This is a genomic window from Streptomyces sp. NPDC088350, assembly GCF_044753545.1.
GTDB lineage: Bacteria > Actinomycetota > Actinomycetes > Streptomycetales > Streptomycetaceae > Streptomyces.
On the sequence record NZ_JBIVNL010000006.1, the window covers coordinates 107,161 to 133,636 of the forward strand.

General features: G+C 68.9%; 31 protein-coding genes. 13 read left to right on the forward strand and 18 right to left on the reverse strand.

Going from position 1 to position 26,476, the window contains the following annotated elements; genetic code table 11:
- Positions 1 to 25: 25 nt before the first annotated feature.
- Positions 26 to 565, forward strand: a complete 540-nt coding sequence (locus ACIQBL_RS21865; RefSeq protein ID WP_401944197.1) for a bacterial proteasome activator family protein — start codon at positions 26 to 28, stop codon at positions 563 to 565.
- Between the two features lie 207 nt (positions 566 to 772).
- Here ACIQBL_RS21865 and ACIQBL_RS21870 read toward each other — a convergent pair whose 3' ends face one another.
- Positions 773 to 2,404: a protein kinase gene (locus ACIQBL_RS21870; protein ID WP_401944199.1), complete on the reverse strand. Its 1,632-nt coding sequence runs from the start codon at positions 2,402 to 2,404 to the stop codon at positions 773 to 775.
- Between the two features lie 319 nt (positions 2,405 to 2,723).
- Here ACIQBL_RS21870 and ACIQBL_RS21875 point away from each other — a divergent pair, with 319 nt between their 5' ends.
- Entirely contained in the window at positions 2,724 to 4,304 is a 1,581-nt protein-coding gene (locus ACIQBL_RS21875) for a protein kinase (protein WP_401944201.1), read from the forward strand.
- Positions 4,305 to 4,395: 91 nt separating this feature from the next.
- On the opposite strand, the gene ACIQBL_RS21880 is transcribed toward ACIQBL_RS21875, so the two are convergent.
- From ACIQBL_RS21880 to ACIQBL_RS21890, 3 genes are all read right to left on the reverse strand, one after another.
- Positions 4,396 to 5,448: a phosphotransferase gene (locus tag ACIQBL_RS21880; protein WP_401944203.1), complete on the reverse strand. Its 1,053-nt coding sequence runs from the start codon at positions 5,446 to 5,448 to the stop codon at positions 4,396 to 4,398.
- A gap of 113 nt (positions 5,449 to 5,561) precedes the next feature.
- Positions 5,562 to 5,963 (reverse strand): pyridoxamine 5'-phosphate oxidase family protein, encoded by a 402-nt coding sequence (locus tag ACIQBL_RS21885; protein ID WP_401944205.1) that lies wholly within the window; start codon positions 5,961 to 5,963, stop codon positions 5,562 to 5,564.
- A 48-nt stretch (positions 5,964 to 6,011) separates the two neighbouring features.
- Positions 6,012 to 6,686, reverse strand: coding sequence for a response regulator (locus ACIQBL_RS21890; RefSeq protein ID WP_401944207.1), 675 nt, complete (start codon positions 6,684 to 6,686; stop codon positions 6,012 to 6,014).
- 321 nt (positions 6,687 to 7,007) lie between these two features.
- On the opposite strand from ACIQBL_RS21890, the gene pdhA reads away from it, so the two are divergent.
- From pdhA to ACIQBL_RS21905, 3 genes are read left to right on the forward strand one after another with little or no spacing between them, the layout of a single operon-like run.
- Complete coding sequence (gene pdhA, locus ACIQBL_RS21895; protein ID WP_401944209.1) at positions 7,008 to 8,165, forward strand: pyruvate dehydrogenase (acetyl-transferring) E1 component subunit alpha; 1,158 nt, start codon at positions 7,008 to 7,010, stop codon at positions 8,163 to 8,165.
- 1 nt (position 8,166) lies between these two features.
- Complete coding sequence (locus ACIQBL_RS21900) at positions 8,167 to 9,159, forward strand: alpha-ketoacid dehydrogenase subunit beta (protein WP_401944211.1); 993 nt, start codon at positions 8,167 to 8,169, stop codon at positions 9,157 to 9,159.
- A gap of 11 nt (positions 9,160 to 9,170) precedes the next feature.
- Positions 9,171 to 10,550: a dihydrolipoamide acetyltransferase family protein gene (locus ACIQBL_RS21905; RefSeq protein WP_401944213.1), complete on the forward strand. Its 1,380-nt coding sequence runs from the start codon at positions 9,171 to 9,173 to the stop codon at positions 10,548 to 10,550.
- A gap of 97 nt (positions 10,551 to 10,647) precedes the next feature.
- Here the strand turns inward: ACIQBL_RS21905 and ACIQBL_RS21910 are convergent, their stop codons facing one another.
- From ACIQBL_RS21910 to ACIQBL_RS21945, 8 genes are all read right to left on the reverse strand, one after another.
- The gene (locus ACIQBL_RS21910; RefSeq protein ID WP_401944215.1) at positions 10,648 to 11,604 is read right to left on the reverse strand and encodes a Bro-N domain-containing protein; all 957 of its coding nucleotides are present in this window, start codon (positions 11,602 to 11,604) and stop codon (positions 10,648 to 10,650) included.
- Between the two features lie 149 nt (positions 11,605 to 11,753).
- Entirely contained in the window at positions 11,754 to 12,449 is a 696-nt protein-coding gene (locus tag ACIQBL_RS21915) for a contact-dependent growth inhibition system immunity protein (protein ID WP_401944217.1), read from the reverse strand.
- Positions 12,450 to 12,489: 40 nt separating this feature from the next.
- Positions 12,490 to 12,789: an RNase A-like domain-containing protein gene (locus ACIQBL_RS21920; RefSeq protein ID WP_401944219.1), complete on the reverse strand. Its 300-nt coding sequence runs from the start codon at positions 12,787 to 12,789 to the stop codon at positions 12,490 to 12,492.
- 77 nt (positions 12,790 to 12,866) lie between these two features.
- On the reverse strand, positions 12,867 to 13,355 hold the full coding sequence (locus ACIQBL_RS21925) for a hypothetical protein (protein ID WP_401944221.1): 489 nt from the start codon (positions 13,353 to 13,355) through the stop codon (positions 12,867 to 12,869).
- A gap of 19 nt (positions 13,356 to 13,374) precedes the next feature.
- Positions 13,375 to 15,069 (reverse strand): RNase A-like domain-containing protein, encoded by a 1,695-nt coding sequence (locus tag ACIQBL_RS21930; protein ID WP_401944223.1) that lies wholly within the window; start codon positions 15,067 to 15,069, stop codon positions 13,375 to 13,377.
- The gene (locus tag ACIQBL_RS21935) at positions 15,069 to 15,383 is read right to left on the reverse strand and encodes a WXG100 family type VII secretion target (protein WP_401944225.1); all 315 of its coding nucleotides are present in this window, start codon (positions 15,381 to 15,383) and stop codon (positions 15,069 to 15,071) included. The genes ACIQBL_RS21930 and ACIQBL_RS21935 overlap by 1 nt, the downstream gene beginning before the upstream one ends.
- An 86-nt stretch (positions 15,384 to 15,469) precedes the next feature.
- Entirely contained in the window at positions 15,470 to 15,898 is a 429-nt protein-coding gene (locus ACIQBL_RS21940) for a WXG100 family type VII secretion target (RefSeq protein WP_401944227.1), read from the reverse strand.
- A 90-nt stretch (positions 15,899 to 15,988) separates the two neighbouring features.
- Positions 15,989 to 16,426, reverse strand: a complete 438-nt coding sequence (locus ACIQBL_RS21945) for an ATP-binding protein (RefSeq protein WP_401944229.1) — start codon at positions 16,424 to 16,426, stop codon at positions 15,989 to 15,991.
- Between the two features lie 246 nt (positions 16,427 to 16,672).
- Between ACIQBL_RS21945 and ACIQBL_RS21950 the strand changes: the two genes are divergently transcribed.
- The 3 genes from ACIQBL_RS21950 to ACIQBL_RS21960 are packed head-to-tail and all read left to right on the forward strand — an operon-like array spanning position 16,673 to position 18,089.
- Entirely contained in the window at positions 16,673 to 17,554 is an 882-nt protein-coding gene (locus ACIQBL_RS21950; RefSeq protein ID WP_401944231.1) for a helix-turn-helix domain-containing protein, read from the forward strand.
- A 5-nt stretch (positions 17,555 to 17,559) separates the two neighbouring features.
- Positions 17,560 to 17,748 (forward strand): DUF397 domain-containing protein, encoded by a 189-nt coding sequence (locus ACIQBL_RS21955; protein WP_401944233.1) that lies wholly within the window; start codon positions 17,560 to 17,562, stop codon positions 17,746 to 17,748.
- Positions 17,749 to 17,759: 11 nt separating this feature from the next.
- Complete coding sequence (locus ACIQBL_RS21960; RefSeq protein ID WP_401944235.1) at positions 17,760 to 18,089, forward strand: hypothetical protein; 330 nt, start codon at positions 17,760 to 17,762, stop codon at positions 18,087 to 18,089.
- Between the two features lie 72 nt (positions 18,090 to 18,161).
- Here the strand turns inward: ACIQBL_RS21960 and ACIQBL_RS21965 are convergent, their stop codons facing one another.
- Positions 18,162 to 19,070, reverse strand: coding sequence for a D-alanyl-D-alanine carboxypeptidase family protein (locus ACIQBL_RS21965; protein ID WP_401944237.1), 909 nt, complete (start codon positions 19,068 to 19,070; stop codon positions 18,162 to 18,164).
- A 222-nt stretch (positions 19,071 to 19,292) separates the two neighbouring features.
- On the opposite strand from ACIQBL_RS21965, the gene ACIQBL_RS21970 reads away from it, so the two are divergent.
- Together ACIQBL_RS21970 and ACIQBL_RS21975 are read left to right on the forward strand one after the other, a co-directional pair.
- Positions 19,293 to 20,000, forward strand: coding sequence for a GntR family transcriptional regulator (locus ACIQBL_RS21970; protein WP_401944239.1), 708 nt, complete (start codon positions 19,293 to 19,295; stop codon positions 19,998 to 20,000).
- On the forward strand, positions 19,997 to 21,334 hold the full coding sequence (locus ACIQBL_RS21975; RefSeq protein WP_401944241.1) for a nitrate/nitrite transporter: 1,338 nt from the start codon (positions 19,997 to 19,999) through the stop codon (positions 21,332 to 21,334). The genes ACIQBL_RS21970 and ACIQBL_RS21975 overlap by 4 nt, the downstream gene beginning before the upstream one ends.
- 71 nt (positions 21,335 to 21,405) lie before the next feature.
- On the opposite strand, the gene ACIQBL_RS21980 is transcribed toward ACIQBL_RS21975, so the two are convergent.
- Complete coding sequence (locus tag ACIQBL_RS21980; protein WP_401944243.1) at positions 21,406 to 22,206, reverse strand: SAM-dependent methyltransferase; 801 nt, start codon at positions 22,204 to 22,206, stop codon at positions 21,406 to 21,408.
- 78 nt (positions 22,207 to 22,284) lie between these two features.
- A complete protein-coding gene (locus tag ACIQBL_RS21985) occupies positions 22,285 to 23,109 on the reverse strand; it encodes a maleylpyruvate isomerase family mycothiol-dependent enzyme (protein WP_401944245.1) in 825 nt (274 codons plus the stop codon).
- 179 nt (positions 23,110 to 23,288) lie between these two features.
- Between ACIQBL_RS21985 and ACIQBL_RS21990 the strand changes: the two genes are divergently transcribed.
- Together ACIQBL_RS21990 and ACIQBL_RS21995 are read left to right on the forward strand one after the other, a co-directional pair.
- Entirely contained in the window at positions 23,289 to 24,089 is an 801-nt protein-coding gene (locus ACIQBL_RS21990; protein ID WP_401944247.1) for a carbon-nitrogen family hydrolase, read from the forward strand.
- A gap of 68 nt (positions 24,090 to 24,157) precedes the next feature.
- On the forward strand, positions 24,158 to 24,358 hold the full coding sequence (locus ACIQBL_RS21995; protein WP_401944249.1) for a hypothetical protein: 201 nt from the start codon (positions 24,158 to 24,160) through the stop codon (positions 24,356 to 24,358).
- Here the strand turns inward: ACIQBL_RS21995 and ACIQBL_RS22000 are convergent.
- A complete protein-coding gene (locus ACIQBL_RS22000) occupies positions 24,355 to 24,846 on the reverse strand; it encodes an LURP-one-related/scramblase family protein (protein ID WP_043675817.1) in 492 nt (163 codons plus the stop codon). The genes ACIQBL_RS21995 and ACIQBL_RS22000 overlap by 4 nt on opposite strands.
- Positions 24,843 to 25,853, reverse strand: a complete 1,011-nt coding sequence (locus ACIQBL_RS22005; RefSeq protein WP_401944251.1) for a GlxA family transcriptional regulator — start codon at positions 25,851 to 25,853, stop codon at positions 24,843 to 24,845. The genes ACIQBL_RS22000 and ACIQBL_RS22005 overlap by 4 nt, the downstream gene beginning before the upstream one ends.
- A 52-nt stretch (positions 25,854 to 25,905) precedes the next feature.
- Here ACIQBL_RS22005 and ACIQBL_RS22010 point away from each other — a divergent pair, with 52 nt between their 5' ends.
- Positions 25,906 to 26,292: a cupin domain-containing protein gene (locus ACIQBL_RS22010; RefSeq protein WP_401944253.1), complete on the forward strand. Its 387-nt coding sequence runs from the start codon at positions 25,906 to 25,908 to the stop codon at positions 26,290 to 26,292.
- Here the strand turns inward: ACIQBL_RS22010 and ACIQBL_RS22015 are convergent.
- Positions 26,277 to 26,468: a DUF397 domain-containing protein gene (locus tag ACIQBL_RS22015; RefSeq protein ID WP_401944255.1), complete on the reverse strand. Its 192-nt coding sequence runs from the start codon at positions 26,466 to 26,468 to the stop codon at positions 26,277 to 26,279. The genes ACIQBL_RS22010 and ACIQBL_RS22015 overlap by 16 nt on opposite strands.
- Positions 26,469 to 26,476 lie beyond the last annotated feature (8 nt).

A 26,476-nucleotide genomic window follows, 5' to 3' on the forward strand; every position in this document is an offset into this window, starting at 1 on the left:
TGTACGGGTGCGAGAGAATGGCCGCATGGAGATGCCGAGGAACGAAAGGTCACCGGAGAAGCCTCAGATCCTGGTCGTGGGCCAGGACGGGATGGCGCTCGGTGGGACCGGGGACGAGGACTCCCGCGAGATTCCGGTGACGGAGATGGTCGAACAGCCCGCAAAGGTCATGCGGATCGGCAGCATGATCAAGCAGCTCCTGGAGGAGGTGCGTGCTGCTCCCCTCGACGAGGCGAGCCGAGTGCGGCTCAAGGAGATCCACGCCAGCTCGGTGAAGGAGCTGGAGGACGGTCTGGCGCCGGAGCTGGTGGATGAGTTGGAGCGGCTGTCGTTGCCGTTCACGGACGAGGCGATCCCGAGCGACGCGGAACTGCGAATCGCGCAGGCCCAGTTGGTGGGCTGGCTTGAGGGTCTGTTCCACGGGATCCAGACCACGCTGTTCGCCCAGCAGATGGCCGCGCGGGCGCAGCTGGAGCAGATGCGCCGGGCGTTGCCGCCGGGCGTCGGCGACGGCGGCGACGACGGTCAGCCGGGCGGCGGTCGCGTGGGCGGCCCGTACCTGTAGGACTCGCCTGTAGGACTCGCCTTAGGACTTGCCTTAGGACTCGCCTGTAGGACTGGCCCGTAGGACTTGCGACCACCCGTACCTGTAGACCCGCGACCCTGTAGACCCGCGACCGACGGGGGCGGAACCCCCTACGTCACAAGGGCCCGGCAGCCGATGCTGCCGGGCCCTTCCACATGGCTGAGATCAGGACGGGTCGGGACGGGTTCAGGACGGGTTGCCCGTCGACACACCCAGCTGGATCTCGGGCACGCTCTTGGGGTCCACGTCCGTGCCGGCCGCCGGGAACTGGTCCATGACCGTGCCCTGGCCGTAGGTGTTCTCGTCCTCGCTCTTGACCTTCACCTTCCAGCCCGCGGCCTGCAGGCAGGACTTGACCGAGTCGATGTACTTGAACTGGAAGTCCGGGATCTGGATCTTGGTGGGGTCGTTGTACGACTCGTCGGGCTCCGTGCACGCGGTCGTCTTGATCGTCTTCGACGTGTCGCCGGCGCGGTGGCCCTCCACCGCCGTCGTCGAGGCGCTCGTGCCGGCGCTGCTGCCTCCGCCGCCCTTCGCGTCGTTATTGCCGCCGTTGTTCAGCGACAGGGCGACGATCAGCGCGCCGACCGCGACAACGGCCACGACGACCGAGCCGATGATCACCGGTTTGTTGCTCCTGCCGCCGCCTCCCCCGGAGGCCGGCGTCGGGTGCTGCGGGGTCAGGTTGTACGGCGGCGGGGTCGAGATGCCGGGCTGTCCGAACCCGACCGAGGCCGGCGTCTGGTAGCCCGGCTGCTGCGGATAGCCGTACGCGGGCGAGGGCGCCGGAGCGGAGCCGTAGGGGCCCGGCTGGTACGGCGTGTGGACGGGGCCGGTGGGTGCCGGGGTCGCCTGGTCGACCGGCGGGAACACCGCGGAGCCGACGCCGGCGCCGCTCTGTACGGGTGTGCCCGGGACGATGCTCGGGGCCGCCGCGTGGAGCGAGGACGCGACCCGCAGACACTCGTCGCGCATGGCCTCGGCGTTGGGAAAGCGCTCGTTCGGGTTCTTCTTCAGCGCGCGGGCGACCAGCGCGTCCACCGCCGGCGGCAGGGAACGGTTGATCGAGGAGGGCGCGACCGGCTCCTCCTGCACATGCGCGTACGCGATGGCCAGCGGCGAGTCCGCGTCGAACGGCAGCCGCCCGGTGACCAGCTGGAACAGCATGATGCCGACCGAGTACAGGTCGCTGCGCGCGTCCACGCCCCGGCCGAGGGCCTGCTCCGGCGAGAGGTACTGCGGGGTGCCGACGACCATGCCGGTCTGCGTCATCGAGGTGACACCGGACTGCATGGCGCGGGCGATGCCGAAGTCCATGACCTTGACGACGGCGCGCTTGGTCATCATCACGTTGCCCGGCTTGATGTCCCGGTGCACCAGGCCCATCTCGTGGCTGATGTCCAGCGCGGCCAGCACGTCCGCGGTGATCTTCAGCGCCTTGTCGGCGGGCATCGCGCCGAACTGCCGTACGTCCTCGTCGAGTACGGAGCCGAGCGGGCGGCCCTCGACGTACTCCATGACGATGTACGGCATCGTCGTGCCGTCGAGGGCGTCCTCGCCGGTGTCGAAGACCGAGACGATGTTGGTGTGCGTGAGCTTGGCCACGGCCTGGGCCTCGCGGCGGAAGCGCTCGCGGAAGGCCTGCTCGCGGCCGAGTTCGGTGTGGAGTGTCTTGATCGCGACCTGACGGTCGAGCACCGAGTCGTACGCGAGGTGTACGGAGGCCATGCCGCCCTCACCGAGCAGATCGCGCAGCTGGTAGCGACCGCCGGCCAGGGCCCGCCCCGTATACCGGCCCTGTGGGCCGTCCTGGCTCATGTTCCGTGTCCCCCATCGGCGCCGGCTCGGTGATCGAATGCCATTCCCGGCCAAGTCTGCCGGAGGGCACTGACACGTCAAGCGCGGTGCCCGTTCCGTGACCGTACGCGAAAGAAGAGTCGTGGAAGCGTTACAGGTGCTGTACCGGCGGTACACAGAATTTGCACGACGCCACGTGGTACCGATTTGATGACCGGTCCGTCTCCGGACGATTCCGGCACTCATCCCGGAACGGCGGCTTGCGCTGAGCCTGTAGCGTGGCCGACGGAGACCGTGACAACACCGCGCGCACCGCGGGCAGAAACGACGGCGAGGACTGATGGCACAGCAGCACGCTCAGGGCCCGTCCGACCCCGAGACGGCTGGCGGCGGAATGTCGGACGCACCGGAGCTGTGGGGTAACGGCGGACTGGTCGGCGACGGCCGGTACCGGCTGACCCACAGACTGGGCCGGGGCGGTATGGCCGAGGTTTTCGCGGCCGAGGACGTCCGGCTCGGGCGCACGGTCGCGGTCAAGCTGCTCCGCTCCGACCTGGCCGAGGACCCGACGTCGAAGGCCCGCTTCACGCGCGAGGCCCAGTCCGTGGCCGGCCTCAACCACCACGCGATCGTCGCCGTGTACGACTCCGGCGAGGACACGGTGTCCACGGGCGGCTACGGCACCGGCGGCCAGTCCGTGCCGTACATCGTGATGGAGATCGTCGAGGGCCGGACGATCCGGGACCTCCTCCTGAACGCCGAGGCGCCGGGGCCCGAGCAGGCCCTGATCATCGTCTCCGGGGTCCTTGAGGCGCTCGCCTACTCGCACCAGCACGGCATCGTGCACCGCGACATCAAGCCCGCGAACGTGATCATCACGCACAACGGCGCCGTCAAGGTCATGGACTTCGGCATCGCGCGCGCCCTGCACGGGGCGTCCACGACGATGACGCAGACCGGCATGGTCATGGGCACGCCCCAGTACCTCTCCCCGGAGCAGGCGCTCGGCAAGGCCGTCGACCACCGCTCCGACCTGTACGCGACGGGCTGCCTCCTCTACGAACTCCTCGCGCTGCGGCCCCCGTTCACCGGCGAGACCCCGCTGTCGGTGGTCTACCAGCACGTCCAGGACATCCCGGTCCCGCCGTCCCGGACGTCGAACGGCGTCTGCCCGCCGGAGCTCGACGGCCTCGTCATGCGCTCCCTCGCCAAGGACCCGGACGACCGCTTCCAGACGGCCGAGGAGATGCGCGGGCTGGTCCAGTACGGCCTGCAGATGCTCTACGACCAGGGCGGCCACACCGGCACCTGGAACACCGGCCCCGTGACCGTGGCCAACGCGCAGGGGACCCCGCCCGGAGGCTTCGCCGGCACGACCGTGATGCCCCAGGACTCCTCCGGCACCACGCAGATCCCGCAGCCGATCCTGCCGGGCGGCTACGGCAACGGCGACGACGGCGGCTTCGAGGGGCACGGCAACCACGGCAGCGGCCGGGGCAAGCTGTGGATCCTGGCCGTCCTCGCGGTGATCGCCATCGCGGCGGGTGTCGCGCTGGCGATGAACAAAACCGGCAACGGCACCGGCGGTTCGGGCACCACCCAGTCGCCGACCACCTCGCAGTCCGCCACGAACGACCAGTCCAGCGCGACACCGAGCGACGACACGACCGCCTCGCCGTCCGACACGAACACGGACGACAGCGGCACGAGCTCCGGTTCGAACTACACGCCGTCGCACACGCCCTCGTACACGCCGTCCGAGTCGGCCACCGAGAAGCCGTCGAGCACCCCGTCCGCGACGGTCTCCGAGACGCCGTCGACCACCCCGTCCGCGACGGTCTCGGCGAACCCGTCGAACACCGGTGACCCCGGTACCGACGGTGGTACCGGCGCTGTCGCCGGCACGCTGGGCGGCGGCTGACCGGGCCCGGCCCCGCAACGGATTCACGCGCGCGTGCGCCCCGTAACAGGGGTCCACGCGCGCGTGCCGTTTTCCGGTGCCCCCAGGGGGCTCATTCCGCGAAGGCCTCGCACACGGCGTCGTACTCCCGGGTCCACCACACGGCGAGCGCCGACGCCGCCGGGAACTGCGGGTCCGCGCGGGTGTCGCCGCGTTCGTAGTGCCAGCGCAGCATCCAGAAGTCGTTGAGCCGCTCCCACCACACCCGGTGCACCGCGGCGGCGAGTTCGGAGGGGGCGGCGCGCGCCGTACGCCGGTACGCGTGCGCGTACGCCCGCACCTTCGCCAGGTCCAGGACCCCGTCGGGCCGTACGAAGAAGATCGCGGCGGCGCGTACGGCCTCCTCGGCGCGGGGCTGTACGCCGAGCCGGTCCCAGTCGACGATCGCGGCGGGGGCGTCGCCCTTGTAGAGCAGGTTGAACGGGTGGAAGTCGCCGTGCACCCACCCCACGGAGGCACCGCGCGGCGGACGCCGGTCCGCGTGCCGTTCCAGCAGTTCCCGGCGCTCCAGCAGCCGGCGCCGGGCCAGTTCGTCGAAGGCGTCGGCGGGCCGGTGCCGGCGGACGTGGCCGAGCAGGTCGTCGATGAGGGCGAAGGTGTCGGCGGGGTCGGCACCCCGGTGTGCGACCGGCGCGCGGTCGGCCGTGTGCGCCCCGTCGGCGCGCCCCGCATCAGGTCCGCACTCCTCCCGCCGCCCCGGCATCACCCGCTCCAGACTCGCGTGGACGACCCCCAGCAGCGCCCCCAGCCGCCCGCACTGGCCGGTGGTCAGCTGGCCGCCGTGGCGGTGGCGGCCGTCGATCCAGGGGTGCAGGGCGTAGGCGTGACCGCCCACGACGGCGACCGTACGGCCGTCGCGGCCCGGCAGCGGCGGGGCCACGGGGACGCCCAGGTCGGCCAGGCGCCGGGTCGCGGTGTGCTGGCGCGCGATCGCCGCCGGGTCGGCGGTCTCGGGGTCGAAGTGGTGCTTGAGGAAGTAGCGGCCCCGGGTGGTGCGGAGCCGGTAGCCGCGGTTCAGGAGGCCCTGTTCGACGGGTTCGCAGGTGACGGCGGACCCGGCGGCGTACTGGCGGAGGAGGGCGCTCAGAGGGGGCGCGTGGGGCATGGGGGGTGGTACACGTAAGCGCGGCACGCGGCCGATGCTAGGGCACAGGGCGGGCCCGTGAGCTGCGGTTTGTCACAGAAAGTTACCGATCGGTCGTCGGTGGTCGCTTTCGGTCACAGGGTGGGCCCGAAGTGCCGTTCCAGGCTGCCGTCCGTCGCGTGCACGGTGCTGAGCCGCGGTTCGATGCGCAGGTACACCATCGGGTCCCGGGTCGGGCCGAAACGTTCGACCTGGTCCGCCGTCGGCTCGTACGGCTCGCACCTGCCGATCACCTGTACGGACCACAGGGCCTCGTCCGGCCCGGCCGAGTCCAGGTTGTCGGCGCCGTACGCGACGACGCTGCCCACGCACGCGTGGTGATGGCCGTGGTTCCGGGGCATGCGCAGGAGCAGCCGGCCGTCCTGGACGATGTGGCCGGCGAAGGCCAGAAAGGGCAGCGCCCGCAAGGTCGTGGCCACCCGGCCGTGGTCGGTACGGGAGAGCAGGTCGACGGCGAGCTGTGCGTCCTCGGGCATGTGACCACTGTGGGCGTACACGGCCTCCTGGAGGAGGGTCTTTGGTCCCTAATGCCGCTGCTGCTCGACCTGTCTCTGTGCCTGTCTCCGGGCCACATAGGCCGCCGCCTGCGAGCGCCGCTCCATGCCGAGTTTGGACAGCAGACTCGACACGTAGTTCTTGATGGTCTTCTCCGCGAGGTGCAGCCGTTCGCCGATCGCCCTGTTGGTGAGCCCCTCCCCGATCAGATCGAGGATCCTGCGCTCCTGGTCGGTGAGCGCGTCGAACTTGTCGTCCTGGCGGGCGCCGCCGTTGCGCAGCCGCTCCAGCACCCGGGCGGTCGCCACCGGGTCGAGCAGCGACTTCCCGGCGGCCACGTCCCGTACGGCACTGAGCAGTTCGTTGCCCCGGATGGCCTTCAGGACGTACCCGGAGGCGCCCGCCATGATCGCGTCGAAGAGAGCCTCGTCGTCCGCGAACGAGGTCAGCATCAGGCACTTCACCGAGTCGTCCAGGGCGCGGATCTCGCGGCACACCTCGACCCCGCTGCCGTCCGGGAGCCGTACGTCGAGAATCGCGACATCGGGGCGTACGGCCGGGATCCGCACCAGTGCGTCGGCCGCCGTACCGGCCTCGCCGACCACCTCGATGTCGTCCTCCACCGAGAGCATCTCGTGGACACCCCGGCGGACCACTTCATGGTCGTCGAGGAGAAATACGCTGATTTTTCCGTCTCCGGGCACGCGGTAAGTCTCACATACGGGCTCTTCCCGTGCCCGAGGTGCGCGGGATAACGTGCCGTTGTTCCGGCCCCCTGCAAGGCTGTGACCAGGACTTGTTCCCGACTTTGCCGATTTACTTGGAAATCCAAGCAAAATCGCAGGTCAGGAGGGGTTTCACAGAATTGTGGAGCACTGGGTAACGTGCCTGTTGCAGGGCGCTCGCCGGGGCACCTGTCACGCCTGCTCCCGACGAACCGCACCCACCCTGTGCGTCCGTGGGGCGCAGGTGAGCCGCACTGGCACCCGGCGAACCCGGGGAGCCGGACCGACGGAGGAGCACACGTGACCGTGGAGAGCACTGCCCCGCGCAAGCCGCGACGCAGCGCCGGAAGCAAGGCCAAGGGCGCCGACCCCGACCTCGTCCAGCTGCTGACGCCCGAGGGCAAGCGCGTCAAGAACGCCAAGACCGCCCCGTACGACAAGTACGTCGCCGGCATCACCCCCGAAGAGCTCCGCGGCCTGTACCGCGACATGGTGCTCACCCGCCGCTTCGACGCCGAGGCCACCGCCCTGCAGCGCCAGGGCGAGCTGGGCCTGTGGGCCTCGCTGCTCGGCCAGGAGGCCGCACAGATCGGCTCCGGGCGGGCCACCCGCGAGGACGACTACGTCTTCCCGACCTACCGCGAGCACGGCGTCGCCTGGTGCCGCGGGGTCGACCCGACCAACCTGCTGGGCATGTTCCGGGGCGTCAACCACGGCGGCTGGGACCCCAACACGAACAACTTCCACCTGTACACGATCGTCATCGGCTCGCAGACCCTGCACGCCACGGGCTACGCGATGGGCGTGACCATGGACGGCGCCGACAGCGCCGTCATCGCGTACTTCGGGGACGGCGCCTCCAGCCAGGGCGACGTGGCGGAATCGTTCACCTTCTCCGCGGTCTACAACGCCCCGGTGGTGTTCTTCTGCCAGAACAACCAGTGGGCCATCTCCGAGCCCACCGAGAAGCAGACCCGCGTCCCGCTCTACCAGCGCGCGCAGGGCTACGGCTTCCCGGGCGTCCGCGTCGACGGCAACGACGTGCTGGCCTGCCTCGCCGTCACCAAGTGGGCGCTGGAGCGGGCCCGCAACGGCGAGGGCCCCACGCTCGTCGAGGCGTACACGTACCGCATGGGCGCGCACACCACCTCCGACGACCCGACGAAGTACCGGGCCGACGAGGAGCGCGAGTCGTGGGAGGCGAAGGACCCGATCCTGCGCCTGCACAGGTACCTGGAGGCCTCAAACCACGCGGATGAGGGATTTTTCGCGGAACTCGAGACGGAGAGCGAGGCGTTGGGCAGACGAGTGCGCGAAGCGGTCCGTGCCATGCCGGACCCGGACCGGTTCGCCATCTTCGAGCACGTGTACGCGGACGGGCACGCGCTCGTCGACGAGGAGAGGGCCCAGTTCGCCGCCTACCAGGCGTCGTTCGCGGACGCAGAAGGGGGTAAGTGACATGGCGGAGACCGCGGTCTTCAAGAACCTGCCGCTGGGCAGGGCGATCAACGAATCGCTGCGCGCCGCCCTGGAGTCCGACCCCAAGGTCCTCATCATGGGCGAGGACGTCGGCAAGCTCGGCGGCGTCTTCCGCGTCACGGACGGCCTCCAGAAGGACTTCGGCGAGCGCAGGGTGGTCGACACCCCGCTCGCCGAATCGGGCATCGTCGGCACGGCCATCGGCCTGGCCCTCCGCGGCTACCGCCCGGTCGTGGAGATCCAGTTCGACGGCTTCGTCTTCCCGGCCTACGACCAGATCGTCACCCAGCTCGCCAAGATGCACGCGCGCTCCCTGGGCAAGGTCAAGATGCCCGTCGTCGTACGCATCCCCTACGGCGGCGGCATCGGCGCCGTGGAACACCACTCGGAGTCCCCGGAAGCCCTGTTCGCGCACGTGCCGGGCCTGAAGATCGTGACCCCCTCGAACTCGTCGGACGCCTACTGGATGATGCAGCAGGCCATCCAGAGCGACGACCCGGTGATCTTCTTCGAGCCCAAGCGCCGCTACTGGGACAAGGGCGACGTCAACACGGAGGCCATCCCCGACCCCCTCCACAGGGCCCGCGTGGTCCGCGAGGGCACGGACCTCACCCTCGCCGCCTACGGCCCGATGGTGAAGCTCTGCCAGGAGGTCGCCGACGCGGCGGCCGAGGAGGGCAGGTCGCTGGAGATCCTGGACCTGCGCTCGGTGTCCCCGCTGGACTTCGACGCGATCCAGGCCTCGGTCGAGAAGACCCGCCGCCTGGTCGTGGTCCACGAGGCGCCGGTGTTCTTCGGCTCCGGCGGCGAGATCGCGGCCCGCATCACGGAGCGTTGCTTCTACCATCTGGAGGCCCCGGTGCTGCGCGTGGGCGGCTATCACGCCCCGTACCCGCCGGCCCGCCTGGAGGAGGAGTACCTGCCGAGCCTGGACCGGGTGCTCGACGCCGTCGACCGCGCTCTGGCGTACTGAGGGAGAGGGTCGTGACGACGATGACTGAAGCTGAGGCGTCCGTACGCGAGTTCAAGATGCCGGACGTGGGCGAGGGCCTCACCGAGGCCGAGATCCTCAAGTGGTACGTCCAGCCCGGCGACACCGTCACCGACGGCCAGGTCGTCTGCGAGGTGGAGACGGCGAAGGCGGCGGTGGAACTCCCCATCCCGTACGACGGCGTGGTCCGCGAACTCCGCTTCCCCGAGGGGACGACGGTGGCGGTGGGCACGTCCATCATCGCGGTGGCGGTTGCCGGGGGCGGTGCGGCTCCCGAGGAGACCCCGGCCGCTCCCGTACCGGAGGAGGCGAAGCCCCCGGCCCGCACCCCGGTGCTGGTGGGCTACGGCGTCTCCACGTCCGCCACGAAGCGCCGTCCCCGCAAGGGCGCGGAGATCCCGGCCCAGGAGGCGTCGGCGGCGGTAACCGCCGTACAGGCGGAGCTGAACGGGCACGCCAGTGGGACGGTCGTACAGCCACGCCCGCTGGCGAAGCCGCCGGTGCGCAAGCTGGCGAAGGACCTGGGCGTGGACCTGGCGACGGTGACTCCGTCGGGCCCGGACGGCGTGATCACGCGAGAGGACGTGCACGCGGCGGTGGCGCCCGCACCGGCACAGGCCCCTGAGCCCGTCGCCCTTGCGCCGGCCCCCGTGGCATACGACACCACCCGGGAAACCCGTATCCCGGTGAAGGGTGTCCGCAAGGCGACGGCCGCGGCGATGGTCGGCTCGGCGTTCACGGCGCCGCATGTCACGGAGTTCGTGACGGTGGACGTGACGCGGACGATGAAGCTGGTCGAGGAACTGAAGCGGTCCGACGAGTACGGGATGCAGGGCCTGCGGGTCAACCCGCTCCTGCTGATCGCCAAGGCCCTGCTGGTCGCCATCAAGCGCAACCCGGACGTCAACGCGTCCTGGGACGATGCCGCCCAGGAGATCGTCCTCAAGCACTACGTCAACCTCGGCATCGCGGCGGCGACCCCGCGCGGCCTGATCGTGCCGAACATCAAGGACGCCCACGCGAAGACCCTGCCCCAACTGGCTCAGGCGCTGGGCGAGTTGGTGTCGACCGCCCGGGACGGCAAGACGTCCCCGGCGGCGATGCAGGGCGGCACGGTCACCATCACCAACGTCGGCGTCTTCGGCATCGACACCGGCACACCGATCCTCAACCCCGGCGAGTCCGCGATCCTCGCGGTCGGCACGATCAGACTCCGGCCGTGGGTCCACAAGGGCAAGGTGAAGCCGCGCCAGGTGACGACGCTGGCCCTGTCCTTCGATCACCGGTTGGTGGACGGGGAGTTGGGGTCGAAGGTGCTGGCGGATGTGGCGGCGATTCTGGAGCAGCCGAAGCGGTTGATCACCTGGGCGTGATGTCCGCCGATTCGGTAGCCTAGGACGCCTGGAGGGGACGGCCGCAACTTCGCTTTGCGGCCGCCCCCTCCGCTGTTCCGGAGTGTTCAGGCCGGTCTCAGGACCGGTTGAGCACGTACACCGGCGCCCCGTCCTCCGCCCCGCCGCGCGAGCGGATGCAGGCGTGCTGGCGCAGCAGGCGGAGACACTCGTTGACGCGGCGTACGGTCAGCCCCGTACGCGATGCGATCGATTCGAGCGGCTCACGCAGTTCGCCCTCCTCGACCAGCACCGGTGCGATCACCACGGCCACCGTCCACACGTCCTCCGTGACGGACAGCCGTTGCCGCCAGTCGGCCAGCACGGACTCCGTGGTGGGCTGAAGGGCGGGGGTGTCGACGACCGCAGGACGGTCGAGAGCGAGCACGTCGAGCCGGTCCGCGATGCGTCCCATGGCCTGGGCGATGGCCTCCTGCGCGACGAGCGTCGCACGCTGCGCGGCGAGCATCTCCCTTTGCAACGCCAGCGATTCTCGCTGCGCGACCGCGAGTTCCCCGTCCACCTGAAGGTTGTGCGCCTCCAGTCGGACGATGGCCTCGGCGACCTGCTCGGGCATCGCGTACGCGATGGGGGCTCCGGGGTCGGCGGGCTGCACCTCCGCCTCTTCCAAGGTGTAGGACCCCTCCCGCTGAACGGTCTCGATCACCTCGGCGACCCACTGCTTGAAGGGGGCGCAGGCGGGTTTCGTACAGGCGTTGACGAGCAGGATCAGGCCTTGGAGATCGATGAGTTGCAAGTCTCGGCGCCAGGTCCTACCTGCGGGAATGCTGAGACAGTGACTTCCAGTCACTGTCTCAAGATTGTCTCGATGCTCCTCCGGAACGTGGTCGATCAGCGCCTTCCGGGGCGTGGTGTACCCCAACTCCTTGCAGACGTCCACCGCCGGAAACCAGTGGCTTCCGTCCGGCATGGTCAGCCTTCGGACGCGGGCCCCGGTAGCCGCGTAGACGAAGTCGTTGACGTCGAGCGCCTCGTGCTGTTCGGCGGAATCGGGTGGTTTGCTGGGTTCGTTCATGTGAACCACCTCCGCCGGGGAACGTAGGGCGGAGGCGAATGAATATGCCAGCTGATACAAGGATGTTCATAATTGCGGGGGAAGATCACCCGAATCCACTGCACGGGACCGCCGAAGTGGGTAGGGCGTCAACTCATCGGCACGCTGGGCTACTTCGCGGCGCTGCCCGACGGGGGCCCGTAGTCGGCACGCGGCGCGGTCAGCCGGTCGGCGACCAGGGCGAGCCAGCCGCTCGGTGAGTACGGCGGCGGTGGGTCGACCTCCATGCCCAACTCGGCGACGGCGAGGGCGTAGTCGGACTCGTCGAGGTCCAGGGCGAGGAGTTCGTGGAGTTCGCCGACGAGGCGGGCGGCCAACTGCGGGTCGGTCGAGGTCCTGTAGTCGTCGATCGCCGCGTCGTGGTCGTCGAACTCGTCCGGCATGTCCTGCGAGAACCAACCGCCCAGGAACTGGCCGAGTTCCGGGAAGCGGGCGTGCCATTCCCAGTGGGTGGCGGGGGTGGTCGGGGGCGGGACCTCGCCTTCCTCGACGCTGTGTTTGATGTGGTCGGCGAGGCAGTACAGCCATTGCTGGATCTCGCCCTCGGGGAGCCCTACGTCCGGGACGGCGTAGAACTCGCCGAGGCGCAGGCGGAGTCGGCCGGGAGGGTTGTCGGCGTACTCGCGAAGTTGGCGTTCGGCGACGGCGAGGGCCCACGGTCGGCTGTGCCAGGTGTGGCGGAGGTAGGCGACCAGTGCCTCGCTCGCCTTGTCCGGGGTGTCGTCCGCCGGCTGTCCGGCGTAGGCGCGGATCACCTGGTCCGACTCGCCGTAGCGGCGGTCGTGTTCGAGGGGGCTCAGGGGCACGGGGATCAGCCTCTACGGATCGGGTCGCTACAGGTAGTTGCTACAGGTACACGGGGAACGTGGCGTGGACGGCGAAGCCGTGCGGCCGGGATTCGTCCCGTTTCAGGATCACCCGGGCCGCGCGGACGTCGACGGGGTCCCGTCCGGCCAGCATCATCGCCTGGAGCAGGACCCGTCCGACCGGTTCGGGGCGGGACGGCCACGTCGCCTCGATGGTCAGGCGGGGGCGTGAGGCCTGGGCCAGCCAGCGGTGGATGACCTGCTCGTTGGCGGTGACGACCTGTTGGGTGGCCCATTGGGCGGTTTCGTGGTCGGGGTAGCTGGCAGAACGGGTCCGCATTCGTTGCTCGCTCTCAGTCTTCACGGCCTGTACATCGCGACGCCGGTCCTCGTGGTTTCGGGCGTGGCCAGGGGTGTCTAGTCATCCTCGAAACGCCAGAGAACCAGGACATTTTCGTCAGAAACTCCGATGAGGCAGACGTCGATCGTTGTATCGGCAAGCGAGTTGACGTGAAACGACGACACCAGAAAATCGGCCTGGTCGCCATCTTCCGCGTGCCCGTGATTGGTGAAGAACCGGGCATTTTTCCCGGCAGTTCCCAAGGTTTCGCGCAAGCAGTCGTCTCGCTCCGTGTCCAATGTTCGGACGGATTCGCTGGGACCGTACAGAAGAGATCCGCCAGAAATCAGTCTGGCCAGATCCAGAGCTCCCTCATAGGAAACCTCCAAAAGGCTGTCAAGCAATGTCGTGCGGTCGACACCTCGGAGTGCACGGGTTCCGCGAACCATTTCTACGACAGTTTTCTGCCAGTCCGCTTCCCCGCGGGAATCAACTGCGGCAAAGGATTGGAGTTCGTCGAAATATCCTTGCTGGCATCCGGGCAGGTCCGGATTCTTCCTCGTCACAGATCCTCCCATGGTGGTCTTATGGAAGCGTCGGCATGGATGTGTAGGCCACATAGGGTGGGTGGAGGCCATTCTTGTACTTGAGTACGACCTTCACTGTATGTGTATCCTGCGCCGCACTTGCATGCGGGTTGCCAGCTATAATGGTACGCCCGGTCACAGAATTGTACTCGACCGGATCAAGAGTCAAAATAGAGGCATCGGATCGTGGCCTGGAAAGCCACTTCTGGATCTTCTCCTGATTGTTCACGCCCGCATTCTGCTGTCCTGAATTTGCAGGTGGTCCGACATATTCCATCGCGTTCTGTGTATATTTTTGGGCGGCGGGAAGGTCCGAGAAAGTGGAGGCGGCGTCGATCGTCGGCTGATCCCTGAGCCGCTGCGCGAGCTGGGCATCGGTCTTACCCACGTGCTTGTCGATGATGTGACTGCCGTGTATGCCCTCCTGGTTCGCCAGGTCGAGCGGGTACGCATGATTGGCTTCGCTGTCCCCTGGCACTGTATACAGAGGATTTCCCTTGAAACCTGTCAATGCCCGTGCGCCGAACGCCTCGGCTCTCGCCGTTTCGGCGTTGAAGGTCGGTATGCTCGTGTACGCCTCATCCAGTGCCGGCAGCAACGCTTTGATTTCGCCGGCCTGTCGATGAAGGCGGTTCTCGTAGGCCGACACGGCGTCGTTCAGGGCGCCCTCGTCGATGTTCAGCACGATCCCCACCGAGACGTCCGCGACCAAGCCCTTTCCTGCTTCCCACAACCCCTTCACCAGGCTTTTGGCGTCTGTGATGTCCAGATCTCGCGGATCGAGTTGCTTGAGACTGTCGACAACGGCTTGGCGGTAGATCCGGTGCAGATCGTCCCGGACGTCCTCGGCCGCCTTCGCGACGTTGTAGATCGCATCGACCATGGCATCGCACGTATCGAAGAGAACGGCAAAGACGGGGTGGCTGGTCCCTCTCTTCTTCGCGTCGTCGTTGGCCCAGTCGTAACCTTCGCGGTTCTGGCCCCAGGCGGACGTCCCCCACAACGTGCTGCAGAACGTCCGCATCGCGTCGTACCAGTCCTGGTCGGTCTGGTCGGTGATGCTGCCGACGAGGCCCGTCAGCGTCCCGTCCACCATGCCGAGCGTGGTCTGGGGCATGCGCCATGCCTGGGAGATCGAGTACAGGCGCAGATGATTGGGCAACGGCAGGATCGTCGCCGCTTTGCCCCAACGGCACTCGTGCTCCAGCAGGGGACGCATGACAGCCAGGACCACGGCTTCCAGACCTTCGAGGGCCTCCTGCATCAAGTCCTGGCCCGCGTCGATGTCTCCCCACTTGAAATCGGTGACCGGGCCGTAGGCGGGGGCTTTGTCGATGACATGCGGGTTCGGCCGATGCGTCGGCTGTCCTGTCGGCGAAGGGTGGGTGGCCGCGTCGGCCGCCGCGTAGTTGTTGGCAGTGGACGTGAAGCCGACAGCGGCTCCCCCCACGCTCACCACGGACTTCGCCCAGACCTCGAGAAAGCGCTCGGCGACTTTCAGGTAGGCGGTCGTGAAGTCCTTCATCGCCGTGCCCCTCCCGCCGCCGTCCGGGTACCGGGCCAGTTCGTCGAGGAACGACTTGATGCCACGGTCAAGAGGGTCCTGCTGGCCTGCTACGCCCGTCGAGACGCCGTACAGGACGGTCGGAGTGACGTCGATCTTCCCGTTCGCCGGAGACGTCGGGGTGCTCATCAGGCCGCTCCCCAGCCCCGCAGCACCGCCCGATGAGCCGCCGAGTAGTTCGCGTGACCGGTCGTGACGTACGCGTGCAGCCACTTCTGCGCGGCCTGCAGGTCCTGCGCGGAGCGGTCCCACTCGTCCAGCTTCTCGACGAAGACCTCGCGGGCTTCGCCCTTCCACGACAGGACGACCGGTTCGGCGCGGTCGTAGAGGTCGTCGAGCTTGCCGTTGAGCTGCTTGAGGATGTCCTCCAGCTCGGCGGTGAGGTCGTGGAGCGTGGCGAAGGAGACGGTTATGTGGTCGTCGGCGGAAGCCCCGGTCGACATGATCCCCCTGGATATTGGTCGGCAACTATGGGTGCGTGATGGGCATTTGACGGCTTGCATTCAGAAGCATCGGAAGGATCGAAGGATCAGAAGGAGTCGAGGCTGCTGCGCGGTGGCGGCGGCGTATCGCCCGTCGCCTCCACGTTCGGCGTCGACAGCCTGTCGACCTCGCTGCCGATGTCGACCTGGATCCTCCGCATGTGCTCCAGCACCTCGATGTCGTTCGCGGAGAAGCCGTCCCGGCTCATCCGGACGGCCTGCTCCAGCAGCTTCATCACTTCGCGGATGCGTACGGCGTCCTCGGTCGCCGCGCGGTGGAACTCGCGGTACGCCGTCGCCGCCGGGCCGCGCCAGCCGGCTTCGACGCGGTCGACGATCGCGTCCATGCGTCTGACCTGCCTGTCGAGGTGGTCCTGCATGTCGTCGAGGTCGCCGGCGAGTTTGGTGAGGTCGGCGGAGGTCACGCGCAGGTCGGGGCCGCCGCCCTGGTTCGTACCGGTTCCGGGCACTGCCATGCCGTATCCCCGCCCCCGTCGCGTCGGCATCACACGTCACTTGCTGTTGCAATAATCCTACGATTCGCAGTGGCCCCGGAGCCAGGCCGTTCAAGGCCCCACGATGTCCAACTCCGCCCAGACCGTCTTGCCGACCGTGAGCCTCTCCACGGACCAACGGGCGGCCAGCGTACGGACGATGAGCAGGCCCCGGCCGAACTGGTCGTCGGGGGTGGAGGTTTGGGGCCACGGGAGTCGCTCGCCCCTCGGGTCGGTGACCGCCACGCGCAGGGCGTTGCCGGTGAGGGACGTCTCGACGCGGAAGAGGCGGTCGCGGAGGCACCCGTGCAGTAACGCGTTCGTGCACAACTCGCTTGCCAGCAGGGCCGCGTCGGCGGCGGAGTGGGGGTGGCCCCAGGCGGCCGTGAGGTGGGCGACGTGTCTGCGGGCGCGGGGGATGTTGCTCGGGTACGGGGTGTAGGTGACGGCGTCGTAGTGGTCGTAGGGGCCGTTGGGCTTGGGGAGTCCGGGAGGACAGGAGTCGGTCACCGGGGCGCACCTCCTTGTGCGATGGGGGACAGAGGTCAGGTGGGGTGGCTCTGCCGTGCTGTGCCGGGTGTGGGCAGCGCGGTGCACTTCCCCAACTGGTGCCGCTGGGTGGCTTGTTGTGCACTGACGGTAGCCGCTGTGAAGGTGAGCCAGCAACCCAATCGGACAGAAAGCTTGCTGTCCCCGAGTTGTGGTTGCTCGGTTCCGGGTCTCAGACTGGGGCGACTCAGTGGGAGGGAACGCGATATGGCAGGCAGGGACCCCAACCGGGGGAAGACGATCACGACCGTGTTGGGGCGTCGACTCGGTGGGGAGCTGCTACGGATGCGGGAGGCGTGTGATCTGCGCCAGCCGCACGCCGCCGAGGCGCTGACGGCGTCCGTCACGAAGGTGGCCAAGATCGAGCGCGGGCAGGTGCCGTTGCGTGATCCCGATGTCAGAGCGCTGTGTCATCTGTACGGCGAGACCGACGAGACGGTGATCCGCAAGCTTCTGGCCCTCGCGAAGGCGGACCGGGACCGTCGCAAGGTCCAGGGCTGGTGGAATCAGTACCCCCAGCTGAAGGAGCAGATGGAGTACGTGGCTCTGGAGGACATCGCCACAGAACTCCGGATGTGGCAATTGACCTTCATCCCGGGCCTGTTGCAGACACCGGACTACGTCCGCGCCCTTGCGGTGGGCAACGGAACCTGGGAGAACCCCGACGAGATCGGCCCCTTCGTCGAGGCGAGGATCGCCCGTCAGGCGCGGCTGGCCGGCGAACACCCCCTGCGACTGTGGGCGGTGCTGCACGAGGGGGTGTTGCGACAGTTGGTCGGTGGACGGGACATCATGCGGGCCCAGTTGGACCATCTCCTCGGAGCGGCCCAGTCGCCCAACGTACGAGTACAGGTGGTCCCGTTCACCGCAGGCGCTCATCCCGGTATGACCAGTGCCTTCACCGTGGTCTCCTTCGCGGAGCCGGGCGCCTTGGACCTCGTACAGGCGGATACTTTCTCGACGAAGGTCTGGCTCGAGAGCGAAGCCGACGCCGCGCGTCACAACGAGGTCTTCAGCCGCATCACACGGTTGGCGCTGACGCAGCAGGACTCCCTCAGCCTCATCGACAGTGTCCGTAAGGAGATGTAGGTCCCTTGTCCGAGTTCGAGTTCACGAAGTCCACGTACAGCAGCGGCGACGCGCACGGCGAATGCGTCGAAGTCGCCCGCAACATCCCCACCACCATCGCCGTCCGTGACTCGAAGGACATGGACGGGCCGATACTTCGGCTCACCCCCGCCACCTGGGCCGCGTTCGTCGCGCTCACCAGGGTGACTCGATGAGATTCCGAGGCGTGTTACTCGTGCTGTTCGTGTTGCCGCTGCTGTGGGGAGCCTTGTCGCTGTTGCGGGCCGGCGCGGCCAACGGCGCTCCTGACTGTCCGGGGCTCCATCTGGACGCGGAGGGCGAGAGCTCGCCGGGGCCCATGCGCAAGGGCGACCGTTGCGCGCTCTCCTACGACACCGCCACCGGCCGCTCGACCGGCACGAGTACGTACGAACAGCTGAAGTTCGCCCAGGAAGTGAAGCGCCGGAGCCTGGGCCGCGAGGGCGCGCTGTTCCTCCTGTACGGAGCGGCGGGGATCGGCATCACGTTCGTCGCGACTCGGAAACGCGGGTCCTAGCTACGACGAAGGGCTACGACAAAGGGACCCGCCGCTGGCATGCGGCAGGCCCCCGAAGAACGTGTCGGTGTGTCAGATCGTCGCGAAGCCGTAGTTCAGCAGCTTCGTCGCGTCCGTCGCGCGCTGCGTGACCGACGTCGACGCGAGGACCGTGCCGATGACCGTCTTGCCGTTGCGGGTGGCGGCGAAGACGAGGCAGTACTTGGCCTCGGGGCCGGAGCCGGTCTTCACGCCGATCGTGCCGCTGTAGCTGCTGAGCAGGGTGTTCGTGTTGGTCCAGGCAGCCATCGTGCGGATGCTGCCGGTCTTGGTGATCGTCTTGGCGGTGTACGACTTCGTCTTGACGACCGTCTTGAACGTGGCGTTCTTCATCACGTTGCTGGCGAGCTTCGTCAGGTCGCGCGGCGTCGAGTAGTTGTTGCCGTTGCCGATGCCGTCGAACGAGTCGAACTTCGTGTTCGTCATGCCGAGCGTCTTCGCGGTCGAGTTCATCTTCGCGATGAACGACTTCACGCGCGCGGCCCGGGTCGTACCCGTGCCGAACTTGTCGGCCAGGGCGTAGGCCGCGTCGCAGCCCGACGGCAGCATCAGGCCGTAGAGGAGCTGGCGGACGGTGACCTTGTCGCCGACGATCAGGTGGGCGGAGGAGGCGGTGTTGGCGACGATGTAGTCGCTGTACGCCTTGGCGATGGTGACCTTGGCGTCGAGGTTGAGGTTCGACTGGGAGAGCACGACCTTCGCGGTCATGATCTTCGTGGTGGAGCCCGTCGACCGCTTGGTGTCCGCGGCCTTCGTGTAGAGCGACTTGCCGGTGGCGTTGTTCATCACAAAGCCGCCCGCGGCCACGATCGTCGGCTGCGTGACGGCCTGCGCGGGTGCCGCGGTCAGGGCGCCCGTCGCGAGCACGGCGCCTGCGGTCACGGTGACCGCGGCGGCTCTGCGGAAGCGGCTGCCCTTGATGCCGGTAATGGCAGTAATCAACTGAGGTACCCCGAATACGTTGAATGCCCCTGAGGAGCGGCCCAGTTGGAGGGGGGAAAGAAAGGGCCGCACGTGTGTGACACGTAAGTAGCACAGAAGGTTGTGCGGTTGCTGGGCCGGGTTCCCCGAATGTGTGAAACGCGCCGCGCATATGCCTCGGGTGCGGCGTCCGCATCCTGGACGGCCGCCCTCATGCGTACGTGTTGTATCTATCATGTCCTCATGCCGTCCCCGTCCCCTTCCGCTTCCCTGTCTCCGTCTGCTGTCGGTCCCGACTCCTCCCCCCTCACCGTCAAGCAGCCACCCGCCGCCGACCGGGTCTACGCCCACGTGAAACAGGGGGTCCTGGACCGGCGTTACGAAGGCGGAACCCTGCTCACCGAGGGCGAGTTGGCCGAGGCGGTCGGGGTGTCACGGACACCCGTGCGCGAGGCGCTGCTGCGGCTCCAGGTCGAGGGGCTGATCAGGCTCTACCCGAAGAAGGGCGCCCTCGTCCTGCCCGTCTCCTCGCAGGAGATCGCGGACGTGGTGGAGACCCGGATGCTGGTCGAGCAGCACGCGGTCCGCAAGGTCGTACCGGCGTCACCGACGCTGATCGCCCGCCTCGAAGAACTCCTCGCGCGACAGAAGGAGCAGGCCGCCGCCGGGGACCTGGCCGGCGCCGCCGTCACCGACCGCTGCTTCCACGCCGAGATCGTCCGCAGCGGCGGCAACGAGATCCTCTCCCGGCTCTACGACCAACTCCGCGACCGGCAGCTGCGGATGGGCGTCGCCATCATGCACGCGCACCCCGACCGCATCGCCAAGACGCTCACCGAGCACGAGGCGATCCTCGACGCGCTGCGCACCGGCGACGCCGACGCCGCCGCCGGGATCGTGCACCAGCACGTCGACTGGTTCTCCCACTTGGCCCGGGGCGAGGTCCGATGAGCAGTAGCAGTAGCAGTAGCAGTAGCAGTTCGAGTTCCGCTTCCGCGCTGTCCCTGCCCGGTGATCCGCCCGGTGGCCGCCGTGCCGTCGCCGTGTGGGGCATCGGCGTCTCGGTCTACTTCGTCGCGGTCATCTTCCGTACGTCCCTCGGGGTCGCCGGCCTCGACGCGGCCGAGCGGTTCCACGTCAACGCCTCGGCGCTGTCGACGTTCTCGATCCTCCAACTGCTGGTCTACGCGGGCATGCAGATACCCGTCGGCCTGCTCGTCGACAGCCTCGGCACCAAGAAGGTGCTGACCATCGGGGTGGTGCTCTTCACCGCCGGCCAGCTCGGCTTCGCCTTCTCCCCCTCCTACGGCACCGCCCTCGCCTCCCGCGCGCTGCTCGGCTGCGGCGACGCGATGACGTTCATCAGCGTGCTGCGGCTCGGCACCCGCTGGTTCCCGGCGCGGCGCGGGCCGATGGTCGCGCAGCTCGCCGGCCTCGCGGGAATGGCCGGAAATCTCGTCTCCACGCTGGTGATCGCCCGCCTGCTGCACGGCATCGGCTGGACGGCCGCCTTCGCGGGCAGCGCGCTCGCCGGGGTCGTCGTCCTCGTTCTGCTGCTGCTCTTCCTGAAGGACCACCCGGACGGCCACGAACCGGAACCCTTCCCGCACCGGGGCGCGGCCTACGTCCGCCGCCAGATCGCCGCCTCCTGGCGCGAACCGGGCACCCGCCTCGGCCTCTGGGTGCACTTCACCACCCAGTTCCCCGCGATGGTGTTCCTGCTCCTGTGGGGCCTGCCCTTCCTGGTCCAGGCCCAGGGCCTGTCCCGCGCCACCGCCGGCGAACTCCTCACCCTCGTCGTCCTGTCCAACATGCTGGTCGGCCTGGTCTACGGCCAGATCGTCGCCCGGCACCACGCGGCGCGGCTCCCGCTCGCGCTGGGCACGGTCGGCGTGACGGCGTTCGTCTGGGCGGTCGTCCTCGTCTACCCCGGCGAGCACGCGCCGATGTGGCTGCTGATCGTCCTGTGCACCGTGCTCGGTTCCTGCGGTCCCGCCTCGATGCTCGGCTTCGACTTCGCCCGCCCGGCCAACCCGCCGGAGCGTCAGGGCACCGCCTCCGGAATCACCAACATGGGCGGTTTCACTGCCTCGATGACGACCCTGTTCGCGGTCGGCGTCCTCCTTGACGCGACCGACGACAACTACTCGATCGCCTTCTCGGTGGTCTTCGTCCTCCAGGCGATCGGCGTCAGCCAGATCCTCCGGCTCCGCAGCCGCGCGGCCCGCCGCGAGCGCGAACGGCTGGTGGCGAGCCGGGTGGAGACGGTGCACGTGCCGGCGTAGCCCTGCCGGGGTGGAGCGGGTGACGGGTGGTTCGTGCCGGTGCTGCCCACCCGCCCCTTCTCACCGACTTCTCACGCCGGTACGAGGGTGAGGTAGGCGATCCCCAACACGCCCCGGTAGCTCATCCACTGGGCCCGGTGCCGGTCGAGGCGCTCGCGGGTCGCCTCGGCCAGCGGATGGTCGCCGTGCGCGGCGAGCCACACCTCCGTGTCCGCCTGGTACCCCGCCTCGAACTCCTCCCACTCGTCCGCGTTCGCCGTCTCGACCCACTCGGGACGGAACCCGGCCGCCACCGCGAGATCGACGAGCGTCGCCAGGTCGTAGTACTCGTCGGCACGCGCCTCGGGCCACATGCCGGACAGCTCGGCCGGAGTCGGCGGGCGTTGCCAGAACCCCTCACCGAGCAGCACCCGTCCCCCGTCGGCGACGAGCCGCCGCAGTTCCCGCAGGGCTCCGGCGATGTGCCGGGGAGGCTCCTCGGCGCTGAGGGCATGGCTCGCGCTCAGACACAGCACCACATCGGCAGGCCCGCGCGCCGTCCCCACGGCCGACTCCTCGACGAACGCGACCCGTTCCGCGAGCCCCCGGGCCTCGGCGTCGCGCCGCCCGCGGTCCAGATCCCGCGCGTTCACATCGACACCGACACCCCGCGCTTCCGGTACGGCGGTCAGCACCCGGAGCATCAACTCGCCCCAGCCGCAGCCCAGATCGAGCACCGTCCGGGGCGCCGCACCGGCCAGCCGCCGTACGATCCGGGTCGCGCGCTCCTCGGAGAGGGGACCGTGGAAGGTGAGCCGGGTGAGGCGGGGCGGACCGTCGTCGGGCTCGGCGTTCTCGGCGTTCTCGGTTTTGGTGGACGTCACATCAGACATGCGGCGGAGGCTAGCCGCGGACGGCCGACCACCGACAACGAATTTGCGCCCCCGGTGACCGACTTGGGCTGGGGCGTGTCACTTCGTGACCGTGAAGTTCCGCAGTATCGACGCCGCCAGCTCCGGATCGCCGTCCGCCTTCACGCGGTCCGTCACCGAGTCGAGGGGGACGCGTCCGCAGGCCAGCCGGACGTACGTCTCCCAGTCGAGGATCAGGGTGGCGGCGGGGCCGAGCGCCGGGGCCGTTTCGAGGGTGCCGCGGCCCTGGATGTCGACGCGGATCGTACGGAGGAACTCGATCGGACCGTGCACGTCGAAGACGACCGCCGAACTGCGCGGTGCGCCCGCGTCGTCGGCGACCACCTTCGGGAGCGCGGCGAGCAGCACGTCACGGGCGACGTGCGCGCCGGGCGAGTCGAGGTTTCCGGGGCGGCCGAGGGCGGCGCGGAGGTCCTGCTCGTGCACCCACACGTTGAACGCGTGGGTGCGCATGGACTCCTCAAGCGTGATCTCGGTGCTGACATGGCCGCGCACCATCCTGCCGGGGTCCCGCGACTCGTTCCGCAGCTGCCGGTTGCGGCGGATGATCGTGTACTCCAGCTCCGACGTCATCTCCGGCGCCGTGTGGTGGCGGCGCACGTCGACCTGCATCTCCATGTACCGCTGGTGCTCGTTGGTGACGTGGTAGAGGTCGCGCGGGAGGGTGTGGATGGGGCGCGGGTCGCCGAGCATCTCGTTGTCCAGCCCGATGACATGGGAGACCACGTCACGCACCGACCAGCCGGGGCACGGCGTTCGCCGGTTCCACTCTCCCTCCACGAGCGGGGTCACCAGCTCGGATATCGCTTCGATGGAGTGGGTCCAGGCGTCGGCGTAGGGCTGGAGAGTGGGATGCAGACTCACGGAACGGGACCCCTCGGCGGTCGGTACAGGTCGGGTGGCGGGCGGCGTTGCCAGCGGGAGGTGGCTGTCGGCGGGTGTCTTGAAACGCTAAGTTACGCTGCTGTGAGGCACCCCGGCAGTGCTTTCGTGTGACGATCGTAGGCCCGTGTGAACGGCTCGAATGCCAGGACGGTGGTAGTGTGCGCGCCTCTCTCATCCAGATCGCCGTAGAAGAGGGCGAATCGGTTGATTCCCGCCGGGTCCGGATGGCGTCCCTCGTCCGCGAGCAGACCGGCGCCGACCTCGTCGTCCTGCCGGAACTGTGGACCACGGGCGCGTTCGCCTACGAGCTGTTCGACAGCGAGGCCGAGCCGCTGGAGGGGCCGACCTACGAGGCGATGGCCAAGGCGGCGAGCGACGCGGGCGTCTGGCTGCACGCGGGCTCGATCCCGGAACGGTCCCCTGAAGGCACCCTCTACAACACGTCCCTCGTCTTCTCCCCCTCCGGTGAACTGGCCGCCGCCTACCGCAAGATCCACCGCTTCGGCTTCGACAAGGGCGAGGCCGTACTGATGGGCGCGGGCGCCGAACTGGTGACGGTCGCCCTGCCCGCGACGACCCTCGGTCTTGCCACCTGCTACGACCTCCGTTTCCCCGAACTCTTCCGCGGCCTCGTCGACGCCGGCGCCGAGACCCTCGTCCTCTCCGCCGGCTGGCCCGAACGCCGCCGCTCCCACTGGACCCTCCTCGCCCAGGCCCGCGCCGTGGAGAACCAGTCGTTCGTCCTCGCATGCGGAACGGCCGGTACACACGCCGGAGTTCCCCAGGCCGGTCACTCGATCGTGGTCGATCCCTGGGGCGAGGTCCTCGCGGAGGCGGGCGCGGGCGAGGAGATCCTCACGGTGGACTTCGACCCGGCGAAGGTGTCCGCGACACGGGAACAGTTCCCGGCGCTGAAGGACCGGGTGCTGGGGCTGGAGCGGCCGGGGCGGGCGAGCTGAGCGGCAGAACCGGGCGGACACCGGCCGCACCGAAGTGCGGCTCCGGGGCGGCCGCCGGCCCCCGGGCCGTGCTCACCGACCTGCTCATCGCGTGGGGCCGTGCGACGGTGCTCGTCTGGCTCGTGGGCAGGATGCAGGACGCCCCTCCCGGCTGGACGGCGAGCGCGGTTTTCGGCGCGCTGTTCGTCGTGGGCGGCCACTTCGGGGACCGCGTTAAAGAACGCCGCCGGACCCGAGCCCGCGCAGCCGCCGACCAGGACGTGGGCTAGTCCTCCCGCTCCTTCTCCGCCAGGTGGATCACGCACACCGCCACCGCGATCAGCAGTGCCGCGTCCGCGTCCTCCCGGACGATGTCGACGCCGTACGTCTCCCGGATGTGCAGCCAGCGTCGGGAGATCTGCGCGAGCAGCTCACCGTCGTAGTCGACGCCGAACTCGCGGTCGAGGATCTTGCCGCTGACGTCGAGTTCGGTGCCGTCCACCAGGGACACCCGATAGTGGTTGCGCAGCAGGGAGAAGCGCTTGCGTCTGATGGTCGCCAGGGGCTCACCGTCCCGTTCGATGACCATCGTGTCGCGCAGGGCGAGCATCTTCTTGTGGATGTCGATGAGCACGCGCCCGTGCGTGTCCTTCAGCTCGAACGTGTCCCTGATGCGCATGGCCTTGCCGTCGACCAGGAACACCTTGTTGCCGTTCTGGTCCTCGATCCAGTAATCCTCACCGAAGCCGAGGATCCGATCGCGTACGAGGAATCTCATGACATTACGGCTTCCCCGGCAGCCGGTCCGAAACGCCGCCGATAGGCCGACGGGCTCAATCCGGTCTCCCGCCGGAGCCGCGCCCGCAGGTTCGCCCCGGTGCCGAGACCGCACCGCGCGGCGACCACGTCGAGCCGTTCCTCCCCGCGCTCGATGAGCCGGCACGCCAGCGCCACCCGCTCCCCGGTCAGCCAGGCCAACGGCGTCGTCCCGAGCTGCGCCCGGAAGCGCCGGTGCAGGGTCGCGGGGGAGACGGCCGCGCGGGCGGCCAGCTCGGCCACTGCCAAGGGCTCGCCCAGCCGCTCCTGCGCCCACGCGAGCAACGGCGCGAGCGACTCGTCGGGCACATCGGGCAACGGCCGCTCCACGAACTGCCTTTGCCCGCCGTCCCGATGAGCCGCGAAGACCAGCCTCCTGGACACCGCGTTGGCGATCTCGGCGCCGTGGTCCCGCCGTATGACATGCAGCCCGAGGTCGAGCGCGGCGGCGCTGCCGGCGGCGGTGAGGATGTCGCCGTCGTCCACGAAGAGAACGTGCGGTTCGAGCCGCACGCGCGGGTGCAGGGTGCGGAAGGTGTCGGCCCACATCCAATGGGTGGTGGCCCGGCGCCCGTCCAGCAGCCCGGCCTCCGCGAGGGCGAAGCTCCCGGTGCACAGGCTCATGACACGGGCCCCGCGCGCGTGGGCACGCCGGATGGCGTCGAGGACGTCACCACCGCGCGGTACGACGTTGTCGGGCCGCCCCGGTACGACGAGGGTGTCCGCCGAGTCCACCGCGTCGAGACCGTGTGCACCGGTGAGGGCGAAGAACCCGTGGTTCATCCGCACCTCACGCGCGGGCGTGCACACCAGCACCTCGTACAGCGGCCCGGACAGCCCGAGTTCGGGCCGGGGCAGTCCGAACAGCTCGGTGGCGACACCGACCTCGAAGGGGTTGGTGCCCTCGTCGACGATCACGGCGACCCGGTGCGGACGGGTGGGCGGGCGCTGAGAGGATCCTTGCGGCATGTGCGATTCCTAGCACTCGCATGCCGGGTACGACACCCCGCACGCTGACCTCATGGAACCCATCGCGCTCTCTGCCGCCCTCGCCTCCTTCACCGACCAGTGGAGCCCTCGCATCGTCACCACGGTCAACGACTACGACGTCCGCGTCGCCAAGGTCGAGGGCGAACACCTCTGGCACACCCACGACCACACCGACGAGTTCTTCCTGGTCCTGGACGGCGAACTGCACATCGCGCTCCGCGGGTTGGCGGGGGAGCGCACGGTCGTCCTCCCCAAGGGCTCCGTCTTCACGGTCCCCCGCGGCACGGAACACAAGCCGTATGCCCCGGTCCCCACCGAGATCCTCCTCCTCGAACCCACCGGCACGCTCACGGTGGGCGACCAGCATGAGGAGATCCCGGCGCACGTGGACGCGACGACGGGTCACACCTTGAACTGATCCTTCAGCGCGGTGAGCATGGCGTTCAGGGCGGTGGGGGTGGGTACGAGGAGCGTGGCGGGGTCGTCGCTCTCGCGGAGGTGGAGGGTGGTGAGGGCGGCGGCTATCTCCAGGCAGTTGTTATCGGCGTCGCCTGTGGAGAACGACGACTTCTGCCAGTGGAGGGGTTCGGGCACGGGTGTTC